20 protein-coding genes, 1 tRNA gene and 1 pseudogene are annotated in these 24,242 nt (G+C 70.5%); 13 read left to right on the top strand and 9 right to left on the bottom strand.

Annotated elements, in window-relative coordinates:
• The first annotated feature begins 13 nt into the window (after positions 1-13).
• The 4 genes from ACWEFB_RS28270 to ACWEFB_RS28285 all read left to right on the top strand — a co-directional run bounded on the left by ACWEFB_RS28270 (position 14) and on the right by ACWEFB_RS28285 (position 3,775).
• Positions 14-898 (top strand): bifunctional DNA primase/polymerase, encoded by an 885-nt coding sequence (locus ACWEFB_RS28270; RefSeq protein ID WP_452290196.1) that lies wholly within the window; start codon positions 14-16, stop codon positions 896-898.
• Complete coding sequence (locus ACWEFB_RS28275) at positions 895-2,232, top strand: DUF3631 domain-containing protein (RefSeq protein ID WP_452290198.1); 1,338 nt, start codon at positions 895-897, stop codon at positions 2,230-2,232. The genes ACWEFB_RS28270 and ACWEFB_RS28275 overlap by 4 nt, the downstream gene beginning before the upstream one ends.
• A 182-nt stretch (positions 2,233-2,414) precedes the next feature.
• The gene (locus tag ACWEFB_RS28280) at positions 2,415-2,612 is read left to right on the top strand and encodes a helix-turn-helix domain-containing protein (protein WP_452290200.1); all 198 of its coding nucleotides are present in this window, start codon (positions 2,415-2,417) and stop codon (positions 2,610-2,612) included.
• Entirely contained in the window at positions 2,612-3,775 is a 1,164-nt protein-coding gene (locus ACWEFB_RS28285; RefSeq protein ID WP_452290202.1) for a site-specific integrase, read from the top strand. The genes ACWEFB_RS28280 and ACWEFB_RS28285 overlap by 1 nt, the downstream gene beginning before the upstream one ends.
• A 68-nt stretch (positions 3,776-3,843) precedes the next feature.
• On the opposite strand, the gene ACWEFB_RS28290 is transcribed toward ACWEFB_RS28285, so the two are convergent.
• The 3 genes from ACWEFB_RS28290 to ACWEFB_RS28300 all read right to left on the bottom strand — a co-directional run bounded on the left by ACWEFB_RS28290 (position 3,844) and on the right by ACWEFB_RS28300 (position 5,761).
• Positions 3,844-4,020: a hypothetical protein gene (locus tag ACWEFB_RS28290; protein ID WP_452290204.1), complete on the bottom strand. Its 177-nt coding sequence runs from the start codon at positions 4,018-4,020 to the stop codon at positions 3,844-3,846.
• Positions 4,021-4,698: 678 nt separating this feature from the next.
• Positions 4,699-4,772 (bottom strand) — tRNA-Pro (locus tag ACWEFB_RS28295).
• 95 nt (positions 4,773-4,867) lie between these two features.
• On the bottom strand, positions 4,868-5,761 hold the full coding sequence (locus ACWEFB_RS28300; protein WP_452290206.1) for a metallophosphoesterase: 894 nt from the start codon (positions 5,759-5,761) through the stop codon (positions 4,868-4,870).
• Between the two features lie 25 nt (positions 5,762-5,786).
• Here ACWEFB_RS28300 and ACWEFB_RS28305 point away from each other — a divergent pair, with 25 nt between their 5' ends.
• Positions 5,787-6,242: a GatB/YqeY domain-containing protein gene (locus ACWEFB_RS28305; RefSeq protein WP_326561642.1), complete on the top strand. Its 456-nt coding sequence runs from the start codon at positions 5,787-5,789 to the stop codon at positions 6,240-6,242.
• A 140-nt stretch (positions 6,243-6,382) separates the two neighbouring features.
• Here the strand turns inward: ACWEFB_RS28305 and ACWEFB_RS28310 are convergent, their stop codons facing one another.
• A complete protein-coding gene (locus ACWEFB_RS28310) occupies positions 6,383-8,815 on the bottom strand; it encodes a penicillin-binding protein (protein WP_452290209.1) in 2,433 nt (810 codons plus the stop codon).
• A 409-nt stretch (positions 8,816-9,224) separates the two neighbouring features.
• On the opposite strand from ACWEFB_RS28310, the gene ACWEFB_RS28315 reads away from it, so the two are divergent.
• The gene (locus ACWEFB_RS28315; RefSeq protein WP_326561641.1) at positions 9,225-9,521 is read left to right on the top strand and encodes a WhiB family transcriptional regulator; all 297 of its coding nucleotides are present in this window, start codon (positions 9,225-9,227) and stop codon (positions 9,519-9,521) included.
• Here ACWEFB_RS28315 and ACWEFB_RS28320 read toward each other — a convergent pair.
• The 3 genes from ACWEFB_RS28320 to ACWEFB_RS28330 are packed head-to-tail and all read right to left on the bottom strand — an operon-like array spanning position 9,508 to position 12,306.
• Complete coding sequence (locus ACWEFB_RS28320; RefSeq protein WP_452290251.1) at positions 9,508-10,659, bottom strand: ArsA family ATPase; 1,152 nt, start codon at positions 10,657-10,659, stop codon at positions 9,508-9,510. The two genes, ACWEFB_RS28315 and ACWEFB_RS28320, sit on opposite strands and share 14 nt — an antisense overlap.
• 54 nt (positions 10,660-10,713) lie before the next feature.
• On the bottom strand, positions 10,714-11,688 hold the full coding sequence (locus tag ACWEFB_RS28325) for an ArsA-related P-loop ATPase (RefSeq protein WP_452290211.1): 975 nt from the start codon (positions 11,686-11,688) through the stop codon (positions 10,714-10,716).
• A gap of 39 nt (positions 11,689-11,727) precedes the next feature.
• Positions 11,728-12,306: an Rv0361 family membrane protein gene (locus tag ACWEFB_RS28330; protein WP_452290253.1), complete on the bottom strand. Its 579-nt coding sequence runs from the start codon at positions 12,304-12,306 to the stop codon at positions 11,728-11,730.
• 1,080 nt (positions 12,307-13,386) lie between these two features.
• Between ACWEFB_RS28330 and ACWEFB_RS28335 the strand changes: the two genes are divergently transcribed.
• The 7 genes and pseudogenes from ACWEFB_RS28335 to ACWEFB_RS28365 all read left to right on the top strand — a co-directional run bounded on the left by ACWEFB_RS28335 (position 13,387) and on the right by ACWEFB_RS28365 (position 22,282).
• Positions 13,387-13,542 carry a hypothetical protein gene (locus ACWEFB_RS28335; protein WP_326561638.1) on the top strand — a complete coding sequence of 52 codons (156 nt, stop codon included), beginning with the start codon at positions 13,387-13,389 and terminating at the stop codon, positions 13,540-13,542.
• Complete coding sequence (locus ACWEFB_RS28340; protein ID WP_452290213.1) at positions 13,539-14,000, top strand: RidA family protein; 462 nt, start codon at positions 13,539-13,541, stop codon at positions 13,998-14,000. Before ACWEFB_RS28335 ends, ACWEFB_RS28340 begins: the two co-directional genes overlap by 4 nt.
• A 227-nt stretch (positions 14,001-14,227) precedes the next feature.
• Entirely contained in the window at positions 14,228-15,097 is an 870-nt protein-coding gene (locus tag ACWEFB_RS28345) for an MBL fold metallo-hydrolase (RefSeq protein ID WP_452290215.1), read from the top strand.
• A pseudogene (locus ACWEFB_RS28350) lies at positions 15,094-18,780 on the top strand (adenylate/guanylate cyclase domain-containing protein); the annotation flags it as partial. The gene ACWEFB_RS28345 and the pseudogene ACWEFB_RS28350, both read left to right, overlap by 4 nt.
• Positions 18,781-19,063: 283 nt before the next feature.
• Positions 19,064-19,531, top strand: a complete 468-nt coding sequence (locus ACWEFB_RS28355; RefSeq protein ID WP_452290217.1) for a hypothetical protein — start codon at positions 19,064-19,066, stop codon at positions 19,529-19,531.
• A gap of 31 nt (positions 19,532-19,562) precedes the next feature.
• Positions 19,563-21,353: a protein kinase domain-containing protein gene (locus ACWEFB_RS28360; protein WP_452290219.1), complete on the top strand. Its 1,791-nt coding sequence runs from the start codon at positions 19,563-19,565 to the stop codon at positions 21,351-21,353.
• A 14-nt stretch (positions 21,354-21,367) separates the two neighbouring features.
• A complete protein-coding gene (locus ACWEFB_RS28365; protein WP_452290221.1) occupies positions 21,368-22,282 on the top strand; it encodes a GNAT family N-acetyltransferase in 915 nt (304 codons plus the stop codon).
• Between the two features lie 312 nt (positions 22,283-22,594).
• Here ACWEFB_RS28365 and ACWEFB_RS28370 read toward each other — a convergent pair whose 3' ends face one another.
• Positions 22,595-23,536, bottom strand: coding sequence for a LysR substrate-binding domain-containing protein (locus ACWEFB_RS28370; RefSeq protein ID WP_452290223.1), 942 nt, complete (start codon positions 23,534-23,536; stop codon positions 22,595-22,597).
• A 111-nt stretch (positions 23,537-23,647) separates the two neighbouring features.
• Positions 23,648-24,181 (bottom strand): hypothetical protein, encoded by a 534-nt coding sequence (locus tag ACWEFB_RS28375; protein ID WP_452290225.1) that lies wholly within the window; start codon positions 24,179-24,181, stop codon positions 23,648-23,650.
• Positions 24,182-24,242 lie beyond the last annotated feature (61 nt).

Genomic DNA, 24,242 nt, shown 5'->3' on the forward strand with positions numbered 1-24,242 from the left:
TCGGGAGGATGCCGTGTTTGACCTGCTCACCCCCGCGCTGCGGTACGTCGAACAGGGATGGCCCGTGTTCATGCTCGGCCGGTCAAAGCGCCCGGTGGCGAACTGCGAGCCGTGCCGGGAAGCCGACGACGACCACGACCCAGCCGCGTGCACCTGCCTGACCTGCCACGGGTTCTACGCGGCCAGCACTGACCCGTTGCAGGTAGCCGCGATCGTGGCCGCTGTCCCCGGTGGGCAACTCGCGCTGCGGGCCGGTACGGCGTCCGGACTGGTCGTGGTCGACATCGACCCCCGCAACGGCGGCGACACCACCATGCGCGAACTCATCGCCGCCGGGCTACTCCCGCCGACCGTCCACGTGGTCACCGGATCGGGCGGGCGGCACCTGTACTACCGGCACCCCGGCACCCCGGTCCCGTGCAGCCAGGGCAAGCCCGGCATGGGGCTCGGTCCGGGCATCGACGTGAAATCCGACGGCGGATACGTCGTGCTCCCCCCGTCCATCCACCCGTCCACCGGCCGCCCGTACCGGTGGGTACCGGGTCGGCAGGTGGAGGAGATGCCCCCCGCCCTGGTGACCGCCTGCCAACCGGCCGCGCCGGCACCGTCGACCGCCCCGGCCGGGCCGATCAGCACCCGTGAGGCGGGGGGCATCTCCCATCCCGACCGGCTCTTGGCCGCACACCTCGACGCCATCAGCCGCGCCACCGCCGGCACCCGCCGAACCACCCTCTACGGCGCGGCACGCGGGGTGGCCCGCATGGTCGCCGCCGACGCCATCGCCCGCGAAGACGCCATCAGCGCACTCACCACCGCCGGCCGCAACGCCGAGCAGACCGACCGAGACATCCGCGCCGCTATCCGTGGCGGATTCCGTGCCGAAGGAGTCGCAGCATGAACCAGAACACCCTGCCGACCGGTCAGCGCCTCGACGGTGCCGCGATCCTGGACGACCTACACGCCTGCCTCACCCGGTACGTCATCCTCCCGTCGCCGGAAGCCGTAGACGCCGTGGTGCTGTGGATCGCGGCCAGTCACGCGCTGCGGGCATGGGCGCACGCTCCCCGGCTGGTCATCCGGGCACCCGAGAAGCGCTGCGGGAAGTCCCGGCTGCTCGACATCGTGGAAGGCACCTGCCACAACCCCCTCATCACCGTCAACGCCTCCCCGGCCGCCGTGTACCGGGCCATCGGCACCGACAACCCGCCAACCCTGCTGGTCGATGAAGCCGACACCATCTTTGGCGGAAAGAACGCTGAGGCGAACGAAGACCTACGCGGGCTGCTGAACGCCGGTCACCAGCGCAACCGGGCTGCGATCCGGTGGGACAACAACACGCACAGCCTGGAAAAGATCCCCACCTTCGCCATGGCCGCGCTGGCCGGGATCGGCGCCATGCCCGACACCATCGAAGACCGGGCCGTCATCGTCCGGATGCGCCGCCGGGCGCCGGGGGAGACGGTGGCGCCGTACCGGCACCGGCGTGACAGCCCGGCACTGCGGCGGGTGGCCGAGAAGCTGACCGAATGGCTCGGCGCACACCTAGCCGACCTGGAAGCCGCCGAGCCCGCCATGCCGGTCGAAGACCGTGCCGCCGACACCTGGGAACCCCTCGTAGCCGTAGCCGACCTGGCCGGGGGAACGTGGCCGCAACGGGCACGGATCGCGGTCACCACCCTCACCGCAGAAGCCGACGACGCAGGGAATGTGTCGACCCGCGTGCGGCTGCTGGCCGACGTGCGGACCGCGTTCACCGTGCTCGGCGACCCGCCGGCCGCCTCCACTCACGAACTGCTCACGGCGTTGAACGGCGACCCAGAAGCACCATGGGCCGACAGCGGGCCAGCAGGGCTGACCGGTAAGAAGCTCGGGGACCTGCTCCGGGAGTTCGGGATCAAGTCGGACACCATCCGCTTCCCCGTCGGGCAGGCCAAGGGCTACGTCAGGGATGCCTTCACCGACGCGTGGAACCGGTACTGCCCCGAGCTGTCGACACCGGCCGCCGGGGTATCCGTACCATCCGTACCAACCTCGTTTCCGCAGGTCATCCCCGGTACGGATCCCCTGCCTGGTACGGATCAATCCGTACCACGAACCACCCTCACCCGTGTCCCTGGTACGCATCAATCCGTACCAGCACACCAATCCGTACCAGCCCTGACCAGGCAAAACGAGCTTGGTACGGATGGTACGGATACCCCCCGGCCACGCGTCACCGGCCGCCCGGCATGACCCGCCACCGGACCGCCGAAACGGCCTCCTCAGAAGCCCTGAGAGCATCCGGCCCATTCATAAATACTGGTCTATCAGAGATCTTGCCGCTACGGGCCTCTCAGGCCCCCTCCCAAACGGCCTGTACCGCGCTGACCCCCCAACCCTCCGCCGACCACCACCGAAGCGGAAAGGCGCCGACGATGCCCCTCAAAGCCCTGTATCGCGTCGCTGACGCCATGGCCCTGCTCAGCATGAGCCGGACCGTCATCTACCAGGAGATGCGCGCGGGTCGGCTCCGGTACGTCCGCCAAGGTGCCGACCGGCGCATCCCCGCTACCGCCATCACCGAGTACGTAGCCCTGCTGGAACGTGAAACCGCACAAGGAGTAGCCGCCTGATGAGCAAGCGTCGAAGCCGTGGAGACGGTGGCCTGCACTGGGACGAAGCCCGCCAGCGCTGGATTGCCTCCGTCACCACCGGCTACACCCCCGCTGGAAAGCGCATCGTCCGGCGGGGCAGCGGCAAGACCAAGACCGAAGCCAAGGCCAAACTCAAGGAGGTCATGCGCGACCACGAAGACGGGGTAACCATCGCCCCGCACGGGGTCACCGTCGCGGACGCCGTGACCGACTGGCTCACCTACGGACTCAATGGGGTGGCCCAGGGGACTACCGAAAAGTGCGGCTACCTCTGCCGAGGCCACATCATCCCGGATCTCGGTGCCCGGAAGCTCCGTGACTTGAGTGCCGAGGATGTCGACCGGTGGTTGGCTGACAAGGCCAAGACCCTGAGCACTCGCACGCTCAGGGAGTTGTACGCCTGCCTGAATCGCGCGATGAACCGTGCCATGGCGCGCGACAAGGTAAGACGCAACGTGGTCGCGCTCTGCAAAATCCCAAAGGGGCAGGAAGGGCGCCCTTCAAAGTCACTGACCATCGAGCAGGCGAAGGCGGTTTTGCGCGCCGCCGAGCATCACCGGATTTATGCCTACGTGGTGCTTTCCCTGCTGACCGGCGCGCGTACCGAGGAACTGCGTGCCCTCACCTGGGAACACGTCGACCTGGCGGGGAAGCCGGATCTTGACCCACCCGTGCCGCCCTCCGTTGCCGTCTGGCACTCCGTCCGGGCGGGTGGCGACACGAAGACGAGAAAGTCTCGGCGCACGCTCGCGCTGCCGCTCCGGTGCGTTACGGCGCTGCGCGACCACCAGCAGCGCCAGGACCGAGAGCGGGAGGCGGCGGGGAAGAAGTGGCAGGCGACCGGGCTGGTATTCGCCAGTACGGTCGGCACGGCTCTCGACGCTGCGAACGTTCGGCGCGCGTTCCGTCAGGCGGTGAAGATGGCCGGACTTGACCCAGCCGACTGGACACCCCGAGAGCTGCGACACAGTTTCGTGTCCGTGCTGTCGAGCAGTGGGGTCACCCTGGAAGACATCGCGGATCTCTGCGGACACTCTGGGACGGCCGTCACGGACAAGGTTTACCGGCACCAGCTACGCCCGGTGTTACTGCTCGGCGCGGTAGCGATGGACCGCATCTTTGCCCTCGGGGAAGTGGGGTAGCGCCAACGGTGTAGTCAGATGTGGGGCCTACCTTCGCGGTAACGAGGGTGGGCCCCACATCCGTAGCCTTACTTGACGAGCTTATGCAACTTGGTCGCTACTACCAGGCTGGTCAGCGTTAGCGTCACAAGACCAGAGGCGAAGCCGAGCAGCATTCCCAGCGTGGTGTTACTGGTTGTCGCGACGGTTACGGCGGTGACGGTTCCGGCGACCAGGCCTACAGCTATCGCGATCATCAGGATCAAGAGCAGTCGCTGGGACAGCAGGGGGTGCTCTTGGCTAGCTGGATGTCCCCGGTCGCCGTCGGACGGAGGTGGACGCTCGGGGCTGCGGGGCTGTGGAACAGTTGGAACATCGTTACGAGCTGGGCTATCGGAGCGCATGCGCCGACCACTCCGATTATTTCTTGCCACAATTCCTCCCAAAAAAGAGATGCAACTTTTGACAGGGCCTTACCTACCTCGGACAGAGGACCGCAACTCCGGGAGATTGCCCGTGCTGGTTACCGCCAGCGAGAGCGGAAGATGCGATCTTCACCCGAGATAACGAGCATCCTTCGGATACGTTGCGCGGCGAAGATGACCATTTGTACGTGAGTGTTACTCGCGTGTCATCGGGATACTTACGCCGGGTCGTGGCACTACTCAGATGCAGGTCTGCCCGTTCCCCTGACGGGACACCCTCGTTCTCAGGGCGAGATGTGGACTTCCGAAAGGGCCACACCTCGGACAGAACGGCCCTTTGTTACCGCAAAGGGCCGTTCGCCGCGCCGGTGGACGTGAGGCGGGTCACGTCGGGTGGCAGTGTCGGTGTGGGGCCAACTGGCCCGAGCAGGCGCACTACCGAGGCGCTTAGTCACTCAGTCAGTCACTCAGACAGCAGAAGGGGCCACTTCCATCGATGGGAAGTGGCCCCTCAACTCGTCGGGGTGGCCGGATTCGAACCGACGACCTCTTCGTCCCGAACGAAGCGCGCTACCAAGCTGCGCTACACCCCGAGCTGCCGACAAATAGTAGCCCACCAGCCTCGGTGGTCAAATTCGGTATCCCGGCGGGGCGCCGACCTGGACCGCTGCCGGCCCGGGTGGGCAGGTCAGCGCGGAATCAGGGTCAGCAGCGAAGCCTCCGGCCGGCAGGCGAACCGGATCGGGGCGGTCGGATGGGTGCCGACGCCGGCCGAGACGTGCAACCACGAGTCCGAGTCGGGCCACCGGTGCAGGCCCTTCGCCATCGACAGGGGCAGGTCGCAGTTGGTGGTCAGGGCGCCATAGAACGGTACGCAGACCTGGCCGCCGTGGGTGTGCCCGGCGAGCAGCAGTTGGAAGCCGTCGGCGGCCATCTCGTCCAGCAACGGCGGCTCGGGCGAGTGGGTCAGCCCGATCGTGAGGTCGGCCTGCTCGGATGCCGGCCCGGACACGGAGGCGTAGTCGTCCCGCTCGACGTGCGGATCGTCCACCCCGACCAGTTCGACCGTACGGCCGCCGGCCTTCATGGTCGTACGGGCGTTGTTCAGGTCGGCCCAGCCGGCTCCGACCAGCACCTCGCGAAGGTCCTCGGTCGGCAGGTCGACGCCCTGGACGTAGTCCCGTTCCGGCAGCACGTAGCTCAGCGGGTTCTTCCAGACCGGGCCCTTGTAGTCGTTGGAGCCGAAGACGAACGCCCCCGGCACGTCCAGCAGCGGCTGGAGCGCCCGCAGCACCCCCGGCACGCCCTCGGGGTGGGCCAGGTTGTCGCCGGTCACCACCACCAGGTCCGGGTCGGTGGCCGCGAGGGAGGCGACCCAGCGCTGCTTGCGTCCCTGATCCGGGGTCATGTGCAGGTCGGAGAGGTGCAGGATGCGCAACGGCTCCGCGTCCGTGGCAAGCACCGGTACGTCGAACCGGCGGAGGGTGAACAGGTTGCGCTCGACGAGTGAGGCGTACGCGAGGGTGGCCGCTCCGGCCGCCACGGTGCCGGCCGCCAGTCGGAATACGGTGCGCTTCTGCATGGCGACCAGGGTAGTTTGACGAGTCATGAGCACGCTGAAGGACCTCCTCACCGCTGACATGCGTACCGCCCTCAAGGCGCGGGACGAGCTGACCACGTCGACCCTGCGGATGGCGCTCGCCGCGATCGGCAACGCCGAGGTCGCCGGCAAGGCCAAGCGGGAGCTTTCCGACGAAGAGGTGCTGTCGGTGCTGACCAAGGAGGCGAAGAAGCGCCGCGAGGCGGCGACCGCTTTCGGTGACGCGGGCCGTACCGAGCAGGCGGCCAAGGAGCGGGCCGAGGGCGAGGTGCTGGACCGCTACCTGCCCAAGCAGCTCAGTGACGAGGAGTTGGCCGAGCTGGTCCGTGGGGCGCTCGCCGTCGGCGGCTTCGAGAACAAGGCCCAGTTGGGCCCGGCGATGAAGGCGAGCCAGGCCGCGGTGGCGGGCCGGGCCGAGGGCGGCAGGGTCGCAGCCGAGGTACGCCGGCAGCTCGGCTCCTGAGCGGTCCCTGCGGCTCCTCAACGGGGTCCTGCGGCTCCTCACCGCCCGACCGCGGGGCAGCCAGGCGCAACGACGACGTACGCAACGACGATGGGCGGGCACCTGAGTGCCCGCCCATCACTGTCTGCCGTACCCGATCGTCACTCGCCCGGGGGTCGACCCAGGTTGGGGCCGTCCGGGCCGGTACCGGGGCGGCCGGGGCCGTTTCCGCCCGGCGTGGGGCCGCCGCCCTTGCCGTTGCTGACCTGGATGACCACGACGCCACCCTTGGTGGTGCGACCGTCCGGGTTGGTGCCGGCGGCGGTGCCGGCCGGGCACTTCGAGTCGGTCTGCGACCGGGCCACCTCGACCTCGAAGCCGGCGCCCTTGATCCTGGACTTTGCCGACTCGATCGACTGGCACTCCACGTTCGGGATCGAGCGCTGGTCGCCCTGCACGAGCTTGCCGCTCGGCGGGGTGAACTGGACGCTGGGCTTGCCCTTCATCGCGTCCCGTAGCGTCTCGTAGACCGCCGGGTTGACCTTGTCGTGGTCCATCTTCTCGGTGGTCTCGGGCCAGTCCGGGTCGGCCAGGATGCCGGCCACGGAGAGCTGCTTGGTCATGACGACCAGGCTGGCGGTCCGGTCCGAGTCGGTGGTGCCGCTCTTGCCGGCGACCGGCTTGCCGACGATGCCGCGTACGTTGGCGGCGGTGCGGCTCTTGCACTGCGTGGTCGGCGAGTTGTCACCGACCGGGCACCGGGCGGCGTCGACGGCCGCCCGGGCGACCTCGGCCTTGAACCGCTGCTCGCAGCGGGGGTTCGCGATGTCGAGCGTCTTGCCGCTCAGGTCGCGGATCTCCTGCACCGGGATCGGCTCGCAGTACTTGCCGTCGGCGGCGAGGGTGGCGTACGAGTTGGCCAGGTCCAGTGGCGTGGTCGCGGAGACACCGAGGGTGAACGCACCCCAGAGGTCGCCGCCGCCCTCCTCGGTGGCCATGGTGGCGTCCTTGCTCGACCGGAAGTTGATGCCGAGCCGCTGGGCCGCCTTGATCGTGTTGAGGGCACCGGCCTGCTCCTCGAGCGGCACGAAGTAGGTGTTCACCGACATGCCGAAGGCACTCCACATGTTGTGCGGACCGGCCATGCTCTTGCTGGCGTTACGCGGGCAGTACTTGCTCGTGCCCTTGCACGCCGCGTCGCTGTTGAACCCGACCGGGTACTTGGAGACGTACTCCTCCGGGGCGTTGATCGTGTGTGCCAGCGGCAGGCCCTTTTCCAGGGCCGCCACCATGGTGAACATCTTGAACGTCGACCCGGCCTGGTAACCGGTGATGTCGCCACCGCCGCTGAGCAGCGGGTTGGTGGTGTTGGGGTAGGTGCCCCGGGCGCCCTTGCGGGCCTTCGGGTTGGTGGAGGGCCCGTTCGCCGGCTTGTTCGGGTCGTCGAGCTTGTAGTTCCGGTTGACCGCGAGGGCGCGCACCCGACCGGTGCCCGGCTCGATCCCGGCCACCATCAACGCTTCCTTCTTGCCGGTCGCGAGGTGCTTCTCGACCGCCTTCTTCGCCGAATCCTGCGCCTGGACGTCGAGCGTGGTGACGATGCTGTAGCCGCCGGACTTCAGCCGCCGCTCCCGGTCGTACGTGGTCGCGCCGAAGGTCTCCTGGTCCATCCACCAGCGGTAGAAGAAGTCGCAGAAGAAGCCCCAGTGGTTCTTGCTGGTGGCCACGCAGCCGTTCGGCGCCCGCTGGCCGCTGATGGTCAGCTTGACCGTCTTGGCGGTGTCGGCTTCCTGGCGGGTGATCGCGCCGATGTCGAACATGTTCTCGATGACGTAGTTGCGCCGCTCCACCGCCTGCGGGTAACCGCTGGCGGTCGCCGGGTTGTACTCCGAGGGAGCCTTGACCAGGCCGGCGAGCATCGCCGCCTCGTCGATCGTCAGGTCCTTCGGGTGCTTGTTGAAGTAGACCTGGCTGGCCGCGAAGATGCCGTACGCACCGTTGCCGAAGGGCGCGATGTTCAGGTAGCGCTCCAGGATCTCCTCTTTGGAGAGCTCGCTGTCGATCTGGAGGGCGTAGCGCATCTCGCGCAGCTTGCGCGCGGTGGTGTCCTCAGTGGCCGCCACCACGTCCTGCGGGTGCGTCGCCGAGTACGCGATCGCCTGCCGGACGTACTGCATGGTGAGGGTGGAGGCACCCTGGGTGGTCTGGTTGGCGCTGTTGTTGGCGACGAAGGCTCGTGCGATGCCCCTCATGTCAACGCCGTTGTGCTGGTAAAAGTCGTGGTCCTCGGCCGCGATGATGGCCTTCTGCATCATCGGGGCGATGTCCTTGAGCGGGACGTCCCGCCGGTTCTCGTCGTACATGGTGGCGAGCACCGTCTTGCCGTCCGACGCGTACAGGTAGCTGATCTGTGGCGCCATCTTGACCGTCAGCTCGGTCGGTAGCTTGTCGAAGGTCTCGGCGCCGGCCTTGGCGGCCAGGCCGGACATCGCTACCGCGGGGAAGGCGGCCGCGGCGACCACCACCCCGGCCAGCAGGCCACAGATCAGTAGCGATGCGCCGTTGGCAAAGACATTGTGGTCGCGTTTCCGCATCCGGGTCACCTCGTCAGGGTACGTGAGTCAGCATCGAGGTCGCGCTCCGCGTACTTTCCCCATTTCCTGCGGGCGCTGGTCTCGTTGTGCTAAACGCACGGACCCAGGCATGCGGTTGCGGGCACCGTGCTGCCGAGTCTCCTCCATTCGACGGATCTCCGCAGCGTTTTCGTACATCGCAGCCGGGTAGACAGCACAGACGACCGGGCAAGAAGCCCGGAGTGTCCGGATTAATGAATTTGGCCGACAACGTTGCGTAATCAGTCGACTACAGAGCATGATGGTCCGGCGAGGGAAATCGCACGTCGTCCGTGCCGCCTGGGGGCAGGCGCGACGGATGGCCGGGGGGTTAGTGGCCGGCTGATCGGCACGAGTCGGTAGCGGGAAAAGCAAGGGGGGACGTGAACAGATGGGCATGATCACAGACTGGCCCACTTTGGCGGCGTGTCAGAACGGTGACCCTGACGCGCTGTTCGTACAGGGCGCCGAACAGAACGTGGCGAAGCGGATCTGCCGAAGTTGCCCGGTGCGCTACGAGTGCCTGGCCGACGCGCTCGACAACCGTATCGAGTTCGGCGTCTGGGGTGGCATGACCGAGCGGGAACGGCGGGCGCTGTTGCGCCGGCACCCGCAGGTGGCCAGCTGGCGCAAGATGTTCGAAGCCGCGCTGAAGAACAAGGACAAGTCTCTGGTCACGACCGGCTGATCGCGGCGCCAATCGTTCGCAGCCCGTCGACGTCATGAACGTCGGCGGGCTGCGCCGTGACCGCCACCGTCGGCACCAGCGGGTACGCCTCGGTGAACGCCGACGCCACCCGCTGCTCCCGGGCCGCCTGCTGAGCCAACGCCGCATGCGCCCGCAGCGTCTCCACCGTGGTCTCGTGACCGCCCAGCTCGGCGAGCCGGTCCGCGGCAGCCAGTGCCTCCGGTGCCGTCGGCTCGTCCACCGCCGTACGGTGCACCCGGTTCATCACCAGCCCGGCCAGCGGCATCCGCTCCTCGCCGAGCCGACCGGCGAAATAGGCAGCCTCCCGGACCGCGTCCGGCTCCGGCGCCGCGACCAGCAGGAACGCCGTCTCCCCGGCCTGCAGAATCCGGTACGTCTGCTCCGCCCGCTGCCGAAAGCCGCCGAACATCGAGTCCAGTGCCGCGACGAACCCGGACAGATCAGTGAGCAACTGGGCGCCGAGCACCTTCTGCACCGCCCGCGAGAACATCCCGAACGACGCCGTGACCAGGCTGAACATGCTCCGCCCGCCGGAACGGGCCGGAGCCAGCAACAGCCGCAGCATCCGTCCGTCGAGGAAGCGGGAGAGCCGGGCCGGGGCGTCCAGGAAGTCCAGCGCCGACCGGGACGGCGGGGTGTCGACCACTATCAGGTCCCACTCGCCCCGGGCGTGCAACTGGCCCAGCTTCTCCATCGCCATGTACTCCTGCGTACCGGCGAAGGTCGAACTCATCGCCTGGTAGAACGGGTTGGCGAAGATCTCCGCGGCCTTCGCGGGATCGCTGTGCGCGAGCACCACGTCGTCGAAGGTCCGCTTCATGTCCAGCATCATGGCGTGCAACTCACCGCCGCTGGCCTCCACGTCGATGCCCTTGACCTGCCGGGGCGTGTTGTCCAGCTCGGTCAGGCCGAGCGACTGGGCCAGCCGGCGGGCCGGGTCGATGGTGAGGACGACCGTACGCCGGCCGTGGACCTCGGCCGCGCGCAGCGCCAGCGCCGCCGCGGTGGTCGTCTTACCCACACCGCCCGAGCCACAGCAGACCACGATCCGTACGCCCGAATCGGCGAGGATCTGGTCGACGTCCAGCTGCGGCGCTGGTTGATCGGAAGGCACGATCCGAGCGTATCGGGATTGAGCCGCCCACTGCCCAGGGCAGCGCTCAGGTGTGAGTCAATCGGCGCTGGCCAAGACCGTTGCGAGCCGGTCGAGAGCCGTTCGGTCCACCCCATCCGGCAACAGGGGCAACTCGACCAACGGCAGCCCCAACTCGACCAGATCGGACCGGAGCGACTCCTCCAACTCCCGGCGGGTGAGCTGGTCGCGGGCCTCGGTGTGCAGGCCGGCAACGGTGGCCCGGTCGGCGGGCAGTCCGGCCGCGGCGAGTCCCCGGCGCAGCTCCGCCTGACTCACCTTGGCCGCCAGCAGCGCCGGCCGGGTGCTGTTGACGATCACCTTCCCGACCGGGATGCGCAGCTTGTTCAGCTCGCCGATCGCGTCGATCGTCTCCTGGACCGGCATCTCCTCCAGCAGCGTGACCACGTGCACGGAGGTGATCGGTGAGCGCAACAGGGCCGCCACACCCTCGCTCTGGGTCTTGATCGGGCCGACCTTCGCCAGCCGGGCCGCCTCGGCGGTGACGTTGAGGAAACGACCGATCCGGCCGGTGGGCGGGGCGTCCAGCACCACGGCGTCGTACACCCGGCGCTTGTCCGCGGTCCGGGTGGTCGCCTCCTTGACCTTGCCGGTCAGCAGCACGTCCCGCAGGCCCGGGGCGATGGTGGTGGCGAAGTCGATCGCGCCGAGCTTGCGCAGCGCGCGGCCGGCGGCACCGAGCTTGTAGAACATGTCGAGGTATTCCAGCAACGCCTCTTCGGGGTCGACGGCGAGTGCGCGTACCTCGCCGCCGCCGGGAAGCTCGACGATGCGCCGCTCCTCGTACGGCAGCGGCCCGGTGCCGAAGAGTTGGCCGATGCCCTGCCGGCCCTCGACCTCCACCAGCAGGGTGCGTCGCCCCTCGCTGGCCAGCGCGAGGGCCAGGGCCGCGGCGACGCTGGTCTTCCCGGTCCCGCCCTTGCCGGTCACCACATGCAGACGGGACGGCCAGCCCTTACCGGGCTGACCGACCGACCCCTCACCTGCTCGCACGTATACGAGCGTAACCAGCCGTAGTGGCTACGCCACGAGCTAGCCCACCTCGCAGACCCGCCAACCGGTTTTCTGTATCACCGTGAACTTGAGCTGCTGCTCCGCGGTCTTCTCGTCCCCGGTCGTCATGGTGAGCTGCACCGAGACGATTGCCCGGTCACCGGCCTGATCGTCAACTTTCGGCGGGTTCCACTTGAACCGGGGCGTCTTGTACGTCTCTGAGAGCTTTTTCACCTCGTCGACCTTGTCCGCGACCGCCGCCTTGTCGTTGGCCTGTGCGCAGACCAACGAGGCGGCCTTGTCCGCGTCCTTGTCGGTGTAGACGGCCTTCAGGAACCCGTCCACCGCCGTGGCCGGGTTCGGTGCGCCCTGGCCGGTCTCCGCGTTGCGCAGCACCAGGAACGCCGCGAGTCCACCGCCACCGCAGAGCACCACCGCCACCGCCAGCACGATCGAGGCGATCAGCAGGCCGCGCCTCTTCTTCGGCGGCTGCACCGGCAGCGGGTAGCCCGGCGGCACCGGATAACCCGGCTGCCCGAACTCGGCCGCCCCCGGCACCGGCTGCCCCGGATACGGCTGTCCCGACACTGGCTGCCCCGGATACGGCACCCCGGACACGGGCTGTCCCGGGTACGGCGTCCCCGGCACGGGCTGTCCCGACCAGGGCTGGCCCGGGATCGGCTGGGTGGGCGTCTGGCCCGCGATCGGCTCGGTCGGCGTGTGTCCCGCGATCGGCTGGGTCGGGGGCGACTGCACCCCGGCGGCGGGCGTGCCGGGCTGGGGCGGGGCCCACTCCGACGGAGCCGCCGCCTGTTCCGCCGTTGACGGCGACTGTTCCGCCAACGGCCGCGTCGTGGGCTCCTCCGAAGGTGCCGAGGGCTCCTCCGACGACGCTGAGGTTTCCTGCGACGGCGCCGGAGGTTCCACCTGCGCCTGCGCGGGCGCTGCCGGCCCCGGCTGGGCTGGCGGTGCCGCGGCCGGCTCCGACGCCGCTGATGGTGCCGCGGTCGGCTCCGACGTTGCTGGCGGTGCCGCGGTCGGCTCCGACGTCTTTGGCGATGCGGTCGACTCAGCCTCCACTGCCGCTGCCGGCTCAGACTCGGTCTTCGACCGGGGTGCCTGCTCGGCCGGCTGCGGGGAAGGTGTCTGGTCCGCTGCGGGGGCGGCCGGGGTGGTTTCCGGCTCGACCGCCGGGGTCGGCGTGCCGTCGGCCTCGGCGGGTCCGGCGTCCGGGGACACCGGGGTCGGCCGCGCGGCCTCGTCGTCGTGGGGCGGCTGACCGCCCCGCGGTTCGGCCACGCCGCCGTTGGGCGGTTGAGTCATCGTCTCCCCCGTAGGGCCTCGGTACGTCGGTCCCACGGCAGCCCTACCGCTCACCGGCAGGGCCGCCCAGAGCTGGCGCAGTGATCAGGCTTGGCGAGAGAGCATACGTGCCCGCCCGCGGCTGAGGGTAGCCGTCGTGCACCAGCCGTCAGGTCGCGGCTACGGCCACGTGCGAGCAACGGGTACGGCTATCCGCGAGCAACGGGTACGGCCACGTGCATGGATACGTCGGTCCGGCGTTGCCCCTGCCGCCAGGTGTCAGTTGCACCCTTGCGGGGTGGCGGCACCGGGAGGGGCCGGACGCTGCCCGTAGGCTGTCCGGCACATCCGTACGCCGTCCGGCGAAGCAGCCAAGAACGAGGGAGCCAGCCAGCGATGCAGAAGTGGGAGTACGCCACGGTGCCGCTGCTCACGCACGCGACCAAGCAGATTCTCGACAACTGGGGCGAGGACGGCTGGGAGCTGGTGGGCGTGGTGCCGGGCCCGAACCCGGAGCAGCTCGTCGCGTACCTCAAGCGGCCGAAGTCGTGAGCACCGGACCACACGCCAAGCTCGCCGAGCTGGGGCTGAGCCTGCCCGACGTGGTGCAGCCGCTCGGGTCGTACGTCCCGGCGGTGCAGTCGGGCCACCACGTCTACGTCTCCGGGCAGCTCCCGGTCGTGGACGGGAAGCTGCTCGCCACCGGCAAGGTCGGTAACGGGGTCTCCGCCGAGCAGGCCAAGGACCTCGCGGAGCGGTGCGCGATCAACGCCCTGGCGGCCGTCGACTCGCTGGTCGGGCTGGAGAACGTCGTCAAGATCGTCAAGGTGACCGGGTTTGTCGCCTCGGCGGAGGGCTTCACCGGCCAGCCCGGCGTACTCAACGGGGCCTCGGACCTGTTCGGTGCCGTCTTCGGCGAGGCCGGCCGCCACGTACGCAGCGCCGTAGGCGTGGCCGAACTCCCCCTCGACTCCCCCGTCGAGGTCGAGGTCATCGTCGAGGTCGCCTGACCCACCCACCCCCTCCCTCTCCTCACCCCTTCCTCTGCGGCGATCTTGCACTTGTGGTGCCGGGAATTGTCCCCGATGCGTGGGTACGTCCACCGCCACAAGTGCAAGATCGCGCGAGTGGGAGGGGTGGGGGGAGGGGGCGGGGAGGGGGCGGGGAGGGGGCGGGGAGGGTGGGGTGGGGGAAAGGCGACACGGGGGTGACATCGGCGGGTCGTACCATTCCTGCCATGACTGGCCACGTGATCGCGCCGGCTGCGGCGCTCGCCGACCAGCTACCGAGCTGGGTGACGCTGGTACGGGCACCGAACCCGGGTCCGATGACCCTCAACGGCACCAACACCTGGTTTCTGCGGGCGGCCGGGCAGCGCGCCGGGGTCGTGATCGACCCGGGACCGCTGGACGAGGGACACCTCGCCTCGATCGCCGCCCAGGGGCCGATCGGGCTCATCCTGATCACCCACGGGCACGCTGACCACGTCGAGGGCGCCCGCCGCCTCTCCGACCTGCTGGGCGGGACCCGCGTACTCGCGGCGGACGCGGCCCACTGCGTCGGCACCGACCCCCTCGTGGCGACCGAGAGCTTCGACGCGTACGGGTTGGAGTTCGCCGCGCTGGACACCCCGGGACACACCGCCGACTCGGTCTGTTACCTGGTCGAACCGTCCGACCTGATCGAGACGGAACCACCGGCGGCGGTCTTCACCGGGGACACCATCCTCGGCCGGGGCACCACCGTGGTCGCCCATCCCGACGGGGACCTCGGGCAGTACCTCGACAGCCTGGAGCTGCTCACCGCGTACGACGGATTGCCGGCCCTGCCCGGACACGGCCCGGCGCTCGCCGACTGCGCCGTGGCGGCCCGGTTCTACCTGGCCCACCGGCGGGCCCGACTGGACCAGGTACGCCAGGCGGTCGCCGCCGGTGCGACCACCGCGCCCGAGGTCGTGGCCGCCGTCTACGCCGACGTCGACCGGTCGCTCTGGTGGGCCGCCGAATGGTCCGTCCGCGCCCAACTCGACTACCTCGCCCGGGAAAACGGGCCCGATCCCGAAATTCGGGAACACGGGCCGGGGGCCGGTGGGTTGGACCTCCCGTGACCTGCCCGGTGTGTGGAACCGTCGCCGTGCCCGGCGCGCGGTTCTGCCACAACTGTGGCGCCGCGCTGCCGGCTGCCGCGACCCTGCCGGCGGCCGAACGCCGGGTGGTTACCGTCCTCTTCGGTGATCTGTCCGATTTCACCTCCTGGTCGGAGGACCTCGACCCCGAGCGGGTCGGCGCGGTCACCGACCGGGTCCTCGCCTCCCTGGCCGGTGCGGTCAAGACCTTCGGCGGCCACGTCGACAAGCTCACCGGTGACGGGATCATGGCCGTCTTCGGCGCCCCCGTCGCCCACGAGGACGACGCCGAACGGGCGGTACGGGCCGCCCTGTCCATGCAGCGGGCCGTCCGCCGGGTGCTCGACGACGAACGTGGCGGCGGTGCCCCGCTCGGCCTGCGGGTCGGGCTCAACACCGGCGACGTGGTCGCCGGCATCCAGGCCGCCATCGAGTACACCGTCATCGGCGACACGGTGAACACCGCCGCCCGGCTCGCCGACGCCGCCGCGATCGGCGCGGTCTACGCCGGTGCCAGCACCGCCGCCGTCACCCGGCACGTCTCCTCCTGGCGGCAACTGCGTCCGCTGCGGCTCAAGGGCAAGCGCCAGCCGGTCGAGGCGTACGAACTGCTCGGTCTGCTCGACGCCCCCGGCACCCGGTCCGGGCTCGGCGACGAGGCACCCTTCGTCGGCCGGGAAACCGAGATCGGTCGGGTCGCCGGCCGGCTCGCCGAGGTGATCGACCGGGGCGAGTCCCGGGTGCTGCTGATGACGGCCGAGGCCGGGGTCGGCAAGTCCCGGTTCGCGGCCGAGGTCGAACGGCTGGCCGCCGGCTACGACGTCGGCGCCGGCCGGTTCGCCGCGCACACCGGCGCCAGGGTGCTTTCCGTACGCTGTGCCGCCTTCGGCGAGCGTCGCCGGCTGGCGCCGCTGGCCGACCTCGTACGCGCCGCCGTCGGCCTGCCCAGCGGGGGGAACCCCGCGCTCACCCGGCCGGTGGTCGAGGAACGGCTGCGCCGGCTCGGCCAGCGACTGGCCCGGTTCCGCCCCGACCAGCCACCGATCCCCTCCGACCTGCTCCTCGCCCTGCTCGGGTACGGCGACCTGACGCCGGCTGCCGGCGTACCGGTCGGTACCGCCGAGTGGGCGCCGAGCGGGCCGGTCCCGGACGCCGGTGCCGTACCGGCGGCGGTCTCCGACCTGCTCAGCGCCCTCGCCGCCGAGACACCGATGGTGGTGATCGTCGACGACCTGCACGACGCCACCCCGGAAACCGTCGACGCCCTCGGCCAGACCCTGTCCCGACTGACCGGACCGGTGCTGGCGCTACTGCTCGGCCGCCCCGAACTGGTCCGTACGGCCGGAGCCCTGACCGGGGTCGCGGACGCCGAGGTCAACGCCCTGCCACCGCTGCGGGGTGCCGACGCGGCCCGGCTGCTGACCACGTACCTCGGCGGCGGCCGGCTGCCGCAGGCCGACACCGACCGGCTGCTCGCCACCGCCCAGGGCAACCCGTTCTACCTCGCCGAACTCGTCACCCTGCTGATCGAACGCGGCGCCCTGGTCGAGGTGGGCGAGCGGGAACAGGCGACCCAGCCGGTTGCCGGCACCGGTGTCACCTGGCGGCTGGTGCCGGGATCGCTGGGCAGCCGGCTGCTCTCCCGTGACCTGGCCGCGGTCCTCGCCGCCCGGATCGACGCACTGCCCGCCGACGCCCGATCGGTGCTGCGTGACGCCGCCGTCGTCGGCGACACCGTCCCGGCCGGCGCACTCGAGGCGCTGCGCGAGCGGCGGACCGGACGCGACGGCGGCCCCGCCTCCGTCGACACCGGCGAACTCGACCGCGCCGTCGAGGAACTCCTGCAACGCCGGATGCTGCACCGCACCCGCGACGGCTACACCTTCGCCACCCCGCTGATGCGCGAGGCCGCGTACGCCGGGATCGGCAAGGCCGACCTCGCCGAACGGCACGCCGCGCTCGCCCGGTGGGCCGCACCCGGCGAACTGCCCCAACCCGCCGACGGGCTCCTGCGTACGGCGGACGGGCTCGGACCGGCCGACGGTGCGGTTGCCGTCGACGGTGCGCTGGGCGTGGTCCGGGACCGGTCCGGGCTGCCGGAGGGGCTCCGGGACGCGTTCGTCGCCGAACACGTCGAACGGGCCGTCGCGCTCGCCGACGCGGTCGGCCTGCGGACCGACTCGGTGGCCCGTACGGTTGCCCCGCTGGGCGTGAGCGCGCTGAACCGGTCCGCCCGGAAAGCGATCGCCGCCGGGGAACCGTCCCTCGCGGTCGAGTACGCCGAACGCGCCGCCGCGCTCGCCGGTGACGAGGTGCCCGGCTCCGACCAGCTCGTCCACGCCCGCGCCCTGTTGCAGATCGGACGCCCCGCCGACGCGCTCACCTTCGCCGAGAAGATCGGCGCCAACGCCGCCGACGACCCGATCCGACGGGCCGGGGCCCTGCTCATCGCGGGGCAGGCGTACCAGGCCATCGGTGACCACCGGCGGGCGGTCGACACCTGGCAGGACGCGTTGCAGGTGGCGACCGCCGCCGACCTGCCGGCGCCCCGGGCCTCGGCGATGCGCCGGCTCGGCATGAGCGACTTCTTCAACGGCCGGTTGAGCCAGGCGAGCAGCCGGTTCGCCGGGGCGTACCAGGTCAACCTGGCTGCCGACGACCGGCGCGGGCAGGCCTGGTCGTTGCAGAACCTGGCCTGGGTGACCACCACGCGGGGCGACTTCGCCGGTACCGACGCGGTGCTCGGCCGGGCCGCCCGACTCTTCGCCGAAACCCATGATCCGGTTGGGCAGGCCTGGTTGCGCGGTACGACCGCGTTCGCCCGGCTGCTCGCCGGACGGCTCGCCGAGGCCCGCCGGCTGGCCCGGGTCTTCCTGCCGTTCGGTGAACGGGTCGGGGAGGCGTGGGCGGTCGGCACCCTGCGCGCGGTGGAGGCGTTCGCCGCCGCCGAACTGGGCGAGCTGACCGAGTCCGACCGGGCGGCCCGCCGGGCGTACCGGGACTTCGCGGCCGTCTCCGACGACTGGGGCCGGGGCTTCGCCCTGGTCGTACGCGGGGTCGTGGCGCGCGGGCTGGGCGAGCCGGAGCACGCCGCCGACCTGCTCACCGACGCCCTGTCGTACGGCGACCGGACCGCGCACCCGCTGCTGACCGGTCTGGCCGGCACGTTGCGCGGTTTCGTGGCGTTGGAGCGGGGCGACGTGGAGACGGCCGAGCGGGACGCCCGGGCGGTCCTGGCTGCGGTCGAGCCGCACAACTCGTTGGCCCCGGTGCAGGTCGGTCCCCGGGTCCTGCTGGCCACCGCCCGGTTGACCGCCGGTGACCCGAGCACCGCCGTGGGGCTGCTGGCCCCGCTGGCGACCAGTGCGAGCACCCCGTCGCTGCTCTTCTCCCGCCAGCAGACCCTGGCCCGGTACGCCTCGGCGCTGCTCGCCGAGGGTCAGCCGGTGCAGGCGCTGGACTGGGCGCGTCGGGCGGTGGCGGCATCGGCCGAGGACGTACGCAGCGTGGTGCTGGCGCGCCGGACGTTGGCCGAGACGCTGGCCGCGATGGGCGAGTACGCGGAGGCCGGGGTGGCCGCCGCGGAGGCGGTGCGGTTGGCGTACTCGACGCAGCAGACGAGCGAGCGGGCCGGGGTGGACGCGCTCTGCGCCGAGTTGGCGTCGCGCCTGCCCGCCCCGAGGGTCGACGAGACTCCGGGCGGCGACACCCTGTCGGATTCGGCCGCCCTGGCACGCGCGGCCGGTCTGGCCGACGCCGCCGGTCTGGCCGGTGCGGCGGGTTTGACCGACTCTGCCGGTCTGGCCGAGTCCGGGTCGGCCGCACAGCCGCTAGCGTAGATCTTCCACGGTCCACACCGGACGCGCGCGGGACACCTCCGCGCGTCCGGCTGTCGGGTCGGGTGCGCAGGTCGGGCCGTCTGCGTACGCCGGGTGTCTGGAGGAACCGATGAAGCTGCCGCGCTCGGCTGCGGGCTGGACGATCGCCGTTTTTGGCGTACTCGCCCTGGTGCTGGGGTTGGTCGGGCTGATCCGGCCGGAGGCGTTGCTGCGTCTGCTGGGCTTCGAGGTGATCGACGCGGCCGATCGGGCGAGTGGTGACTACACCCGTACGTACATCGCGGCGTCGTCCATGGCCGCGGTGAACATGGGGGTCTACTACCTGGTCGCCGTGCACACTGAATGGCGAGCGTTCTTCCGTTTCACGGTGTTTTTCCGGTTGGTCACGTTCAGCGTCTTCACCACCCTGGTGCTGACCGACTCCGCGCCCGGAAAATTCTTCGGCGTGGCAGCCTGGGAGGGGCTGGGTGCGGTGGCCACGGGGGTCGGGCTCTGGCTTGATTCGCGACGGTCCGATGTGCCTCTGACCTCCCCGGCGACCGGTGTTGTCCGGTCGCCGACCGATGCGGGCCGCTGACGCGTCCGCCGTCTTCGGTATTTTCGTTACCGTGACCAACACCCCGCCAGGCGCGCTACCGAAACCAGTGGTGCCCGGTCTGACGGATTTGCACGTGTTTGCCCGGGGTGGATACGCCACCGTCTACCGGGCCACGCAGGGGTCGGTCGGGCGCGAGGTCGCCGTCAAGGTGGAGAACCGCACCCTCGGTAGCGAACGCGACCAGCGCCGGTTCCTCCGCGAGGCGCGGGCCGCCGGGCGGATGTCCTCGCACCCGCACGTTGTCGACCTCTTCGACGCCGGGGTCACCGCCGACCAGCACCCGTACCTGATCATGGAACTCTGCGACGGCTCGTACGCGGAACGGATGCGCAACTCGCCACTCGGCCCGGCGGAGGCCCGCGACCTCGGGGTGAAGATCGCCGACGCCCTGGCCCACTCGCACGCCATGGGCGTGCTGCACCGCGACGTGAAACCGGCGAACATCCTGCACTCCCACTTCAACCCGGCGGTCCTCGCCGACTTCGGGTTGGCCGTGCTGGCCGAGGTCCGGGACTCGTCGGTCACCCTGGAAGTGCTCACCCCGGCGTACGCGCCGCCGGAGATGTTCCGGCACAGCCCGCCCTCCCCGGCGGTCGACGTCTATGCCCTCTCCGCCACCCTCTACGCGGTCATGCACGGCAAGCCCCCGCGCTGGCGGGCCGACCGCAACCCGAGCCTGATCACGCTGATGGAACTCTTCAGCGAACCCATCCCCGACCTCCCCGGTGTCCCGCCCGAACTGGTCGAGGTGCTCCGGTTCGGCATGGCCAACGACCCGCAGGCACGGCCGTCCGCCGAACAGTTCCGGGACCTGCTCGCCGCGCTCCCGCTCGGCCCGATCGCCCCGATTTCCGGCGCCCCGGTCTCCGGCATCCCCACCTCCGGTGCACCGGTCTCCGGGTCCCCGTTCACCTCCTCCCCGTACCCGGCGTCGCCGACCTCCGGCACCCCACGCCCGCCGGACACCGGCTCACCGGTCTCCGGGCCACCCGGCTACGGCCCACCGGCCTCGGGCCCGCCCAGCTTCGGTTCACCCGTCTCCGGGGCACCCGCGTTCGGCAACACGTTCACCGGCCCGACCGCACCGCACCCGCACGACACCGGCGGCGCAACGGTCCCCGGCCCGCGCCCCCCGGCCGGCTTCGGCCACCGTGACGAGCCGCCCGCGCCGCGTCCGCCGGCCGCCGCCCGCTACGACGACGACCACCCGACCGTACGGACCAACCCGCGCCGTCGGCGGCTGCGCTGGTTCTTCGGCGGGTTCGGCGTACTCGCCCTGATGGTGGCCGCCGCCACGGGCTCCTGGTACGTGGCCCGGTCCGACCCGCCGATGTCGGCGAGCAGCGGCGTCCGTACGACCGAACCGGCCGCGCCACCGACCGGGTCCACGGCCAACCTGCCGGTCGGTGGGGCGCTGCCCGGATGCGGCGCCCCGCTGCCGGGCGGGGGACGCTGCACCGACGCACTGGAGTGCTTCGGCCCGATGCGGATCGACGGCACCCAGGCCGCCGCCACCTCCGTCTCCTGCGCCGGCCGGCATACCTGGGAGGCGTACGCCGTGGGTGACCTGCCGGCCGAGGTCGACGCCGCGGACCACCAGGCGATCTGGCGCGACTCGACCGTGCAGAAGATCTGCAACGACAACACCTTCCGGGTCGCCACCCAGTTGCGCAGCACCGGCGGTTGGCAGTTCCAGGTACTGCCGCCGAACGGGGCCGAACTGGCGCCGGGTGAGCGCCTGTTCCGGTGCCTGGCAGGCAAGGGCACCAACGGCCTGACCGGTCCCACCCTCGGCCGCTGATTGGATCGACCGACGTGATCAAGCGCCCCTACGCCGACCACGACCTGCCCCGGCTCCAGGAAACCTTCGCCGACTGGATCGCCGCCGCCGGTAGATGCGGTTACGACCACATCGGTGAGCTGCCGCACCGGATCTACGAGAACCTCCGTGGACAGCGTCCGGTCGGCGACCTCGTGCACCTGTGGGAGGACCGGGACACCATCGTCGGTCTCGCCATCAATCTCCGCTTCGGCTCCGCGTTCGACGTGTTCACCGCACCCCCGTTACGCGGTACGCCCGCCGAGCTGCGCATGCTGCGCGACGCGTACGAGACCACCGCCGGCCTGCTGACCGGCGGATCCGGCGACGGGTACGTGCTGACCGACGTGTTCGACTGCGACACAACCCGGATCGGGCTGCTCAATGAACTCGGCTTCGTCCGTTTCCGCACCTGGGACGACAGCAGGGAACGCGACCTGTCCGACCCCGTCGGCGACTCCCCGGTGCCCACCGGTTTTGTGGTCCGCTCGGCGCGGATGGCCGACGCCGAGCAACTCGCGGCAGCACGCAAGCACTCGTTCGACGACAACTGGACCGGGGAGCTGTACCGGACGGCAGTGATGGAGAAACCCGGCTACCAGCCCGAACGGGAGATCGTGGTCGAGGCGCCGGACGGGCGGATCGCCGCGTTCGCCGTCTACTGGGTCGACGTACGCAACGGCACCGGGCACTTCGAGCCGGTCGGCACCCACCCCGAATTCCAGCGGCGGGGGCTGGCACGGGCGGTGATGCTGCACGCCATGCGCCTGATGCGCGCGGCCGGAATGACCACCGTAACCATCAACCACGACACCGAGAACGAGCCCGCCGCCCGCCTGTACGAATCCCTCGGCTTCCACCGACGCCACCAGACGTACGGCTACCACCGCCCACCCCCACCCCACCCGTAGCCCCTCCGCCCGCCCCGAGCAGCGCGTCGATCTTGCACTTGTGGTGGTACGCAAAGCCGGGTCACTAACGCTTTTCGGGCACCACAACTGCAAGATCGGCCGAGTTCCCGCAGCTACGCGGACGCGCTTGGTGTGGGTCAAATGCCGATTCCAGGCGTCGCGGTTGGGCACGTACTTCCCGAGTGAGTGGCACCAGAAGCACAACATTCCGTACGTCTCCGCGAATCTGATCGCGATCAAGGACGACAACCTATGCAACGGCGGCCTGCTGAACATCTGACCATCGGGCGGGGCTCGTGGCGACGGACCGCCCTACGGGGAGGTTGCGAAGGCGGTCGGGCCGATCGAGTCGGCGGCGGAACGCAGCGACTCCAGCATCGCGGTGATCGCGCTCGTCCTCGCCAGGTCCGGCCAGGTGTACGCCGAGACCGTACGTCGCAGCACCGGCTCGACCCGTACCGCCACGACGTCGGGGTGCTGGAGGAAGGCGAGCACCAGACTCGGCAGCAGGGCGACCCCGAGACCCGCCGCGACCAGGCCCTGCAATGCCAGGTTGTCGTCGGTGGCGCAGGCGATGCTGGGCGTGAACCCGCTCCCGGCGCAGGCGTCCACGAAGCTGCTCCGGCACCGGGGACAGCCGGCGATCCAGGTCTCCTCGGCCAGGTCGGAGAGCTGTACCGATCGCCGCCCGGCGAGCCGATGCCCGGTCGGCACCAGCAGGACGAGCGAGTCGACCAGCAACGGCACCTCCAGCATGCCGGCCTCGGCCGGGCCGTTCTCCGCCGGCCGTGCCAGGTCCGACTCGTACGTGAAGGCGACCACCACGTCACACTCGGCCCGCCGGAGGACCTGGTACGACTCGGGTGGCTCGGCCTCCAGCAGCTCCAGCCGTACCTGTGGGTGGCGTTCCTTGAGCGCGGCGGCTGCGTACGGCACCAGGGTCGCGTTGGCGCTCGGGAAGGCGCAGACCCGTACTGTCCCGGTTTCGAGGGTGGCGACCGCCCTGACCTGCTGCTGGGCGACGGCCATGTTGTCGAGGATGTCGACGGCGTGCCGGGCCAGCGTGGTGCCCGCCTCGGTCAACCGGAGGGTACGCCCGACCCGGGCGAACAGCGGACCGCCGACCGTACGCTCCAGCGCCTTGATCTGCTGACTCACCGCCGGCTGGGTGCAGTGCATGGCGCGGGCGGCGGCGGAGAACGAGCCGCTCTCCACCACCTGGCGGAACATCACAAGCTGGCGCAGGTCGATCACGGCGGAAGCATAACCACTGCTTATCGACCTTCCCGCTTGTCCGATCACGGGCTGTGACGGCCGCGACGCCGTCAACGGTCGAAACGGGACGCCCGACCCGTCGGGGAACGGCTAACCGACGAGGACCGGGAGGTGGTAGCGGCGGCGGATGCTGCTGCCGACGCGGGAGATGTCCGCGCCGTAGATGTGGATCGAGACGGCGGTGGCGGTGCCGGCGTTGCGTACCTCGTGGATGTCTCCGGGTGGGGCGATGCCGCAGACGCTCCCGGTCGGGTTCTCGGTCACCTCCGCCTGGGACAGGAACACGTCCCCCTCACGCTCGGTGACCTCGTACCGGACCTCGGACTCGACCCCGTCGACCACTCCGACCACGCACCAACAGAGGTGGTCGTGGATCGGGGTGACCTGTCCGGGGCGCCAGACGAGGGCGACGATGGAGAAGAGGCCGTCCGGCTCGACGTGCAGTACGTGCTGCACGTAGCCGTCCGGGTCACCGGCCAACTGCTCCGGGGTGAGGATCTCCCGAGTCGGCAGGTGAGCCTGGAGGGCGGCGCTGACCAGGGCGGCGGTCTCCTCCGGTGGGCAGACCCGGTTGGCGGCGGCCCGCACGCTGTCGACCAGGTTGCCGAGCTGCTCCGCTGACATCTTCGCCCCCTTCCGGCCCGAGTAGCTGCGATGACTCGGGCACCCAAGGGTCAGTGTGCGG

The sequence above is a fragment of the Micromonospora sp. NPDC004704 genome (assembly GCF_053601675.1).

What these genes read in the sequence shown, in the direction of transcription:
- ACWEFB_RS28275 (WP_452290198.1), top strand. Translation starts at nt 895, where the DNA reads ATGAACCAGAACACCCTGCCGACCGGTCAGCGCCTCGACGGTGCCGCG.
- ACWEFB_RS28280 (WP_452290200.1), top strand. Translation starts at nt 2,415, where the DNA reads ATGCCCCTCAAAGCCCTGTATCGCGTCGCTGACGCCATGGCCCTGCTC.
- ACWEFB_RS28285 (WP_452290202.1), top strand. Translation starts at nt 2,612, where the DNA reads ATGAGCAAGCGTCGAAGCCGTGGAGACGGTGGCCTGCACTGGGACGAA.
- ACWEFB_RS28300 (WP_452290206.1), bottom strand. Translation starts at nt 5,761, where the DNA reads ATGCAGAAGCGCACCGTATTCCGACTGGCGGCCGGCACCGTGGCGGCC.
- ACWEFB_RS28305 (WP_326561642.1), top strand. Translation starts at nt 5,787, where the DNA reads ATGAGCACGCTGAAGGACCTCCTCACCGCTGACATGCGTACCGCCCTC.
- ACWEFB_RS28310 (WP_452290209.1), bottom strand. Translation starts at nt 8,815, where the DNA reads ATGCGGAAACGCGACCACAATGTCTTTGCCAACGGCGCATCGCTACTG.
- ACWEFB_RS28315 (WP_326561641.1), top strand. Translation starts at nt 9,225, where the DNA reads ATGGGCATGATCACAGACTGGCCCACTTTGGCGGCGTGTCAGAACGGT.
- ACWEFB_RS28335 (WP_326561638.1), top strand. Translation starts at nt 13,387, where the DNA reads ATGCAGAAGTGGGAGTACGCCACGGTGCCGCTGCTCACGCACGCGACC.
- ACWEFB_RS28345 (WP_452290215.1), top strand. Translation starts at nt 14,228, where the DNA reads ATGACTGGCCACGTGATCGCGCCGGCTGCGGCGCTCGCCGACCAGCTA.
- ACWEFB_RS28355 (WP_452290217.1), top strand. Translation starts at nt 19,064, where the DNA reads ATGAAGCTGCCGCGCTCGGCTGCGGGCTGGACGATCGCCGTTTTTGGC.
- ACWEFB_RS28375 (WP_452290225.1), bottom strand. Translation starts at nt 24,181, where the DNA reads ATGTCAGCGGAGCAGCTCGGCAACCTGGTCGACAGCGTGCGGGCCGCC.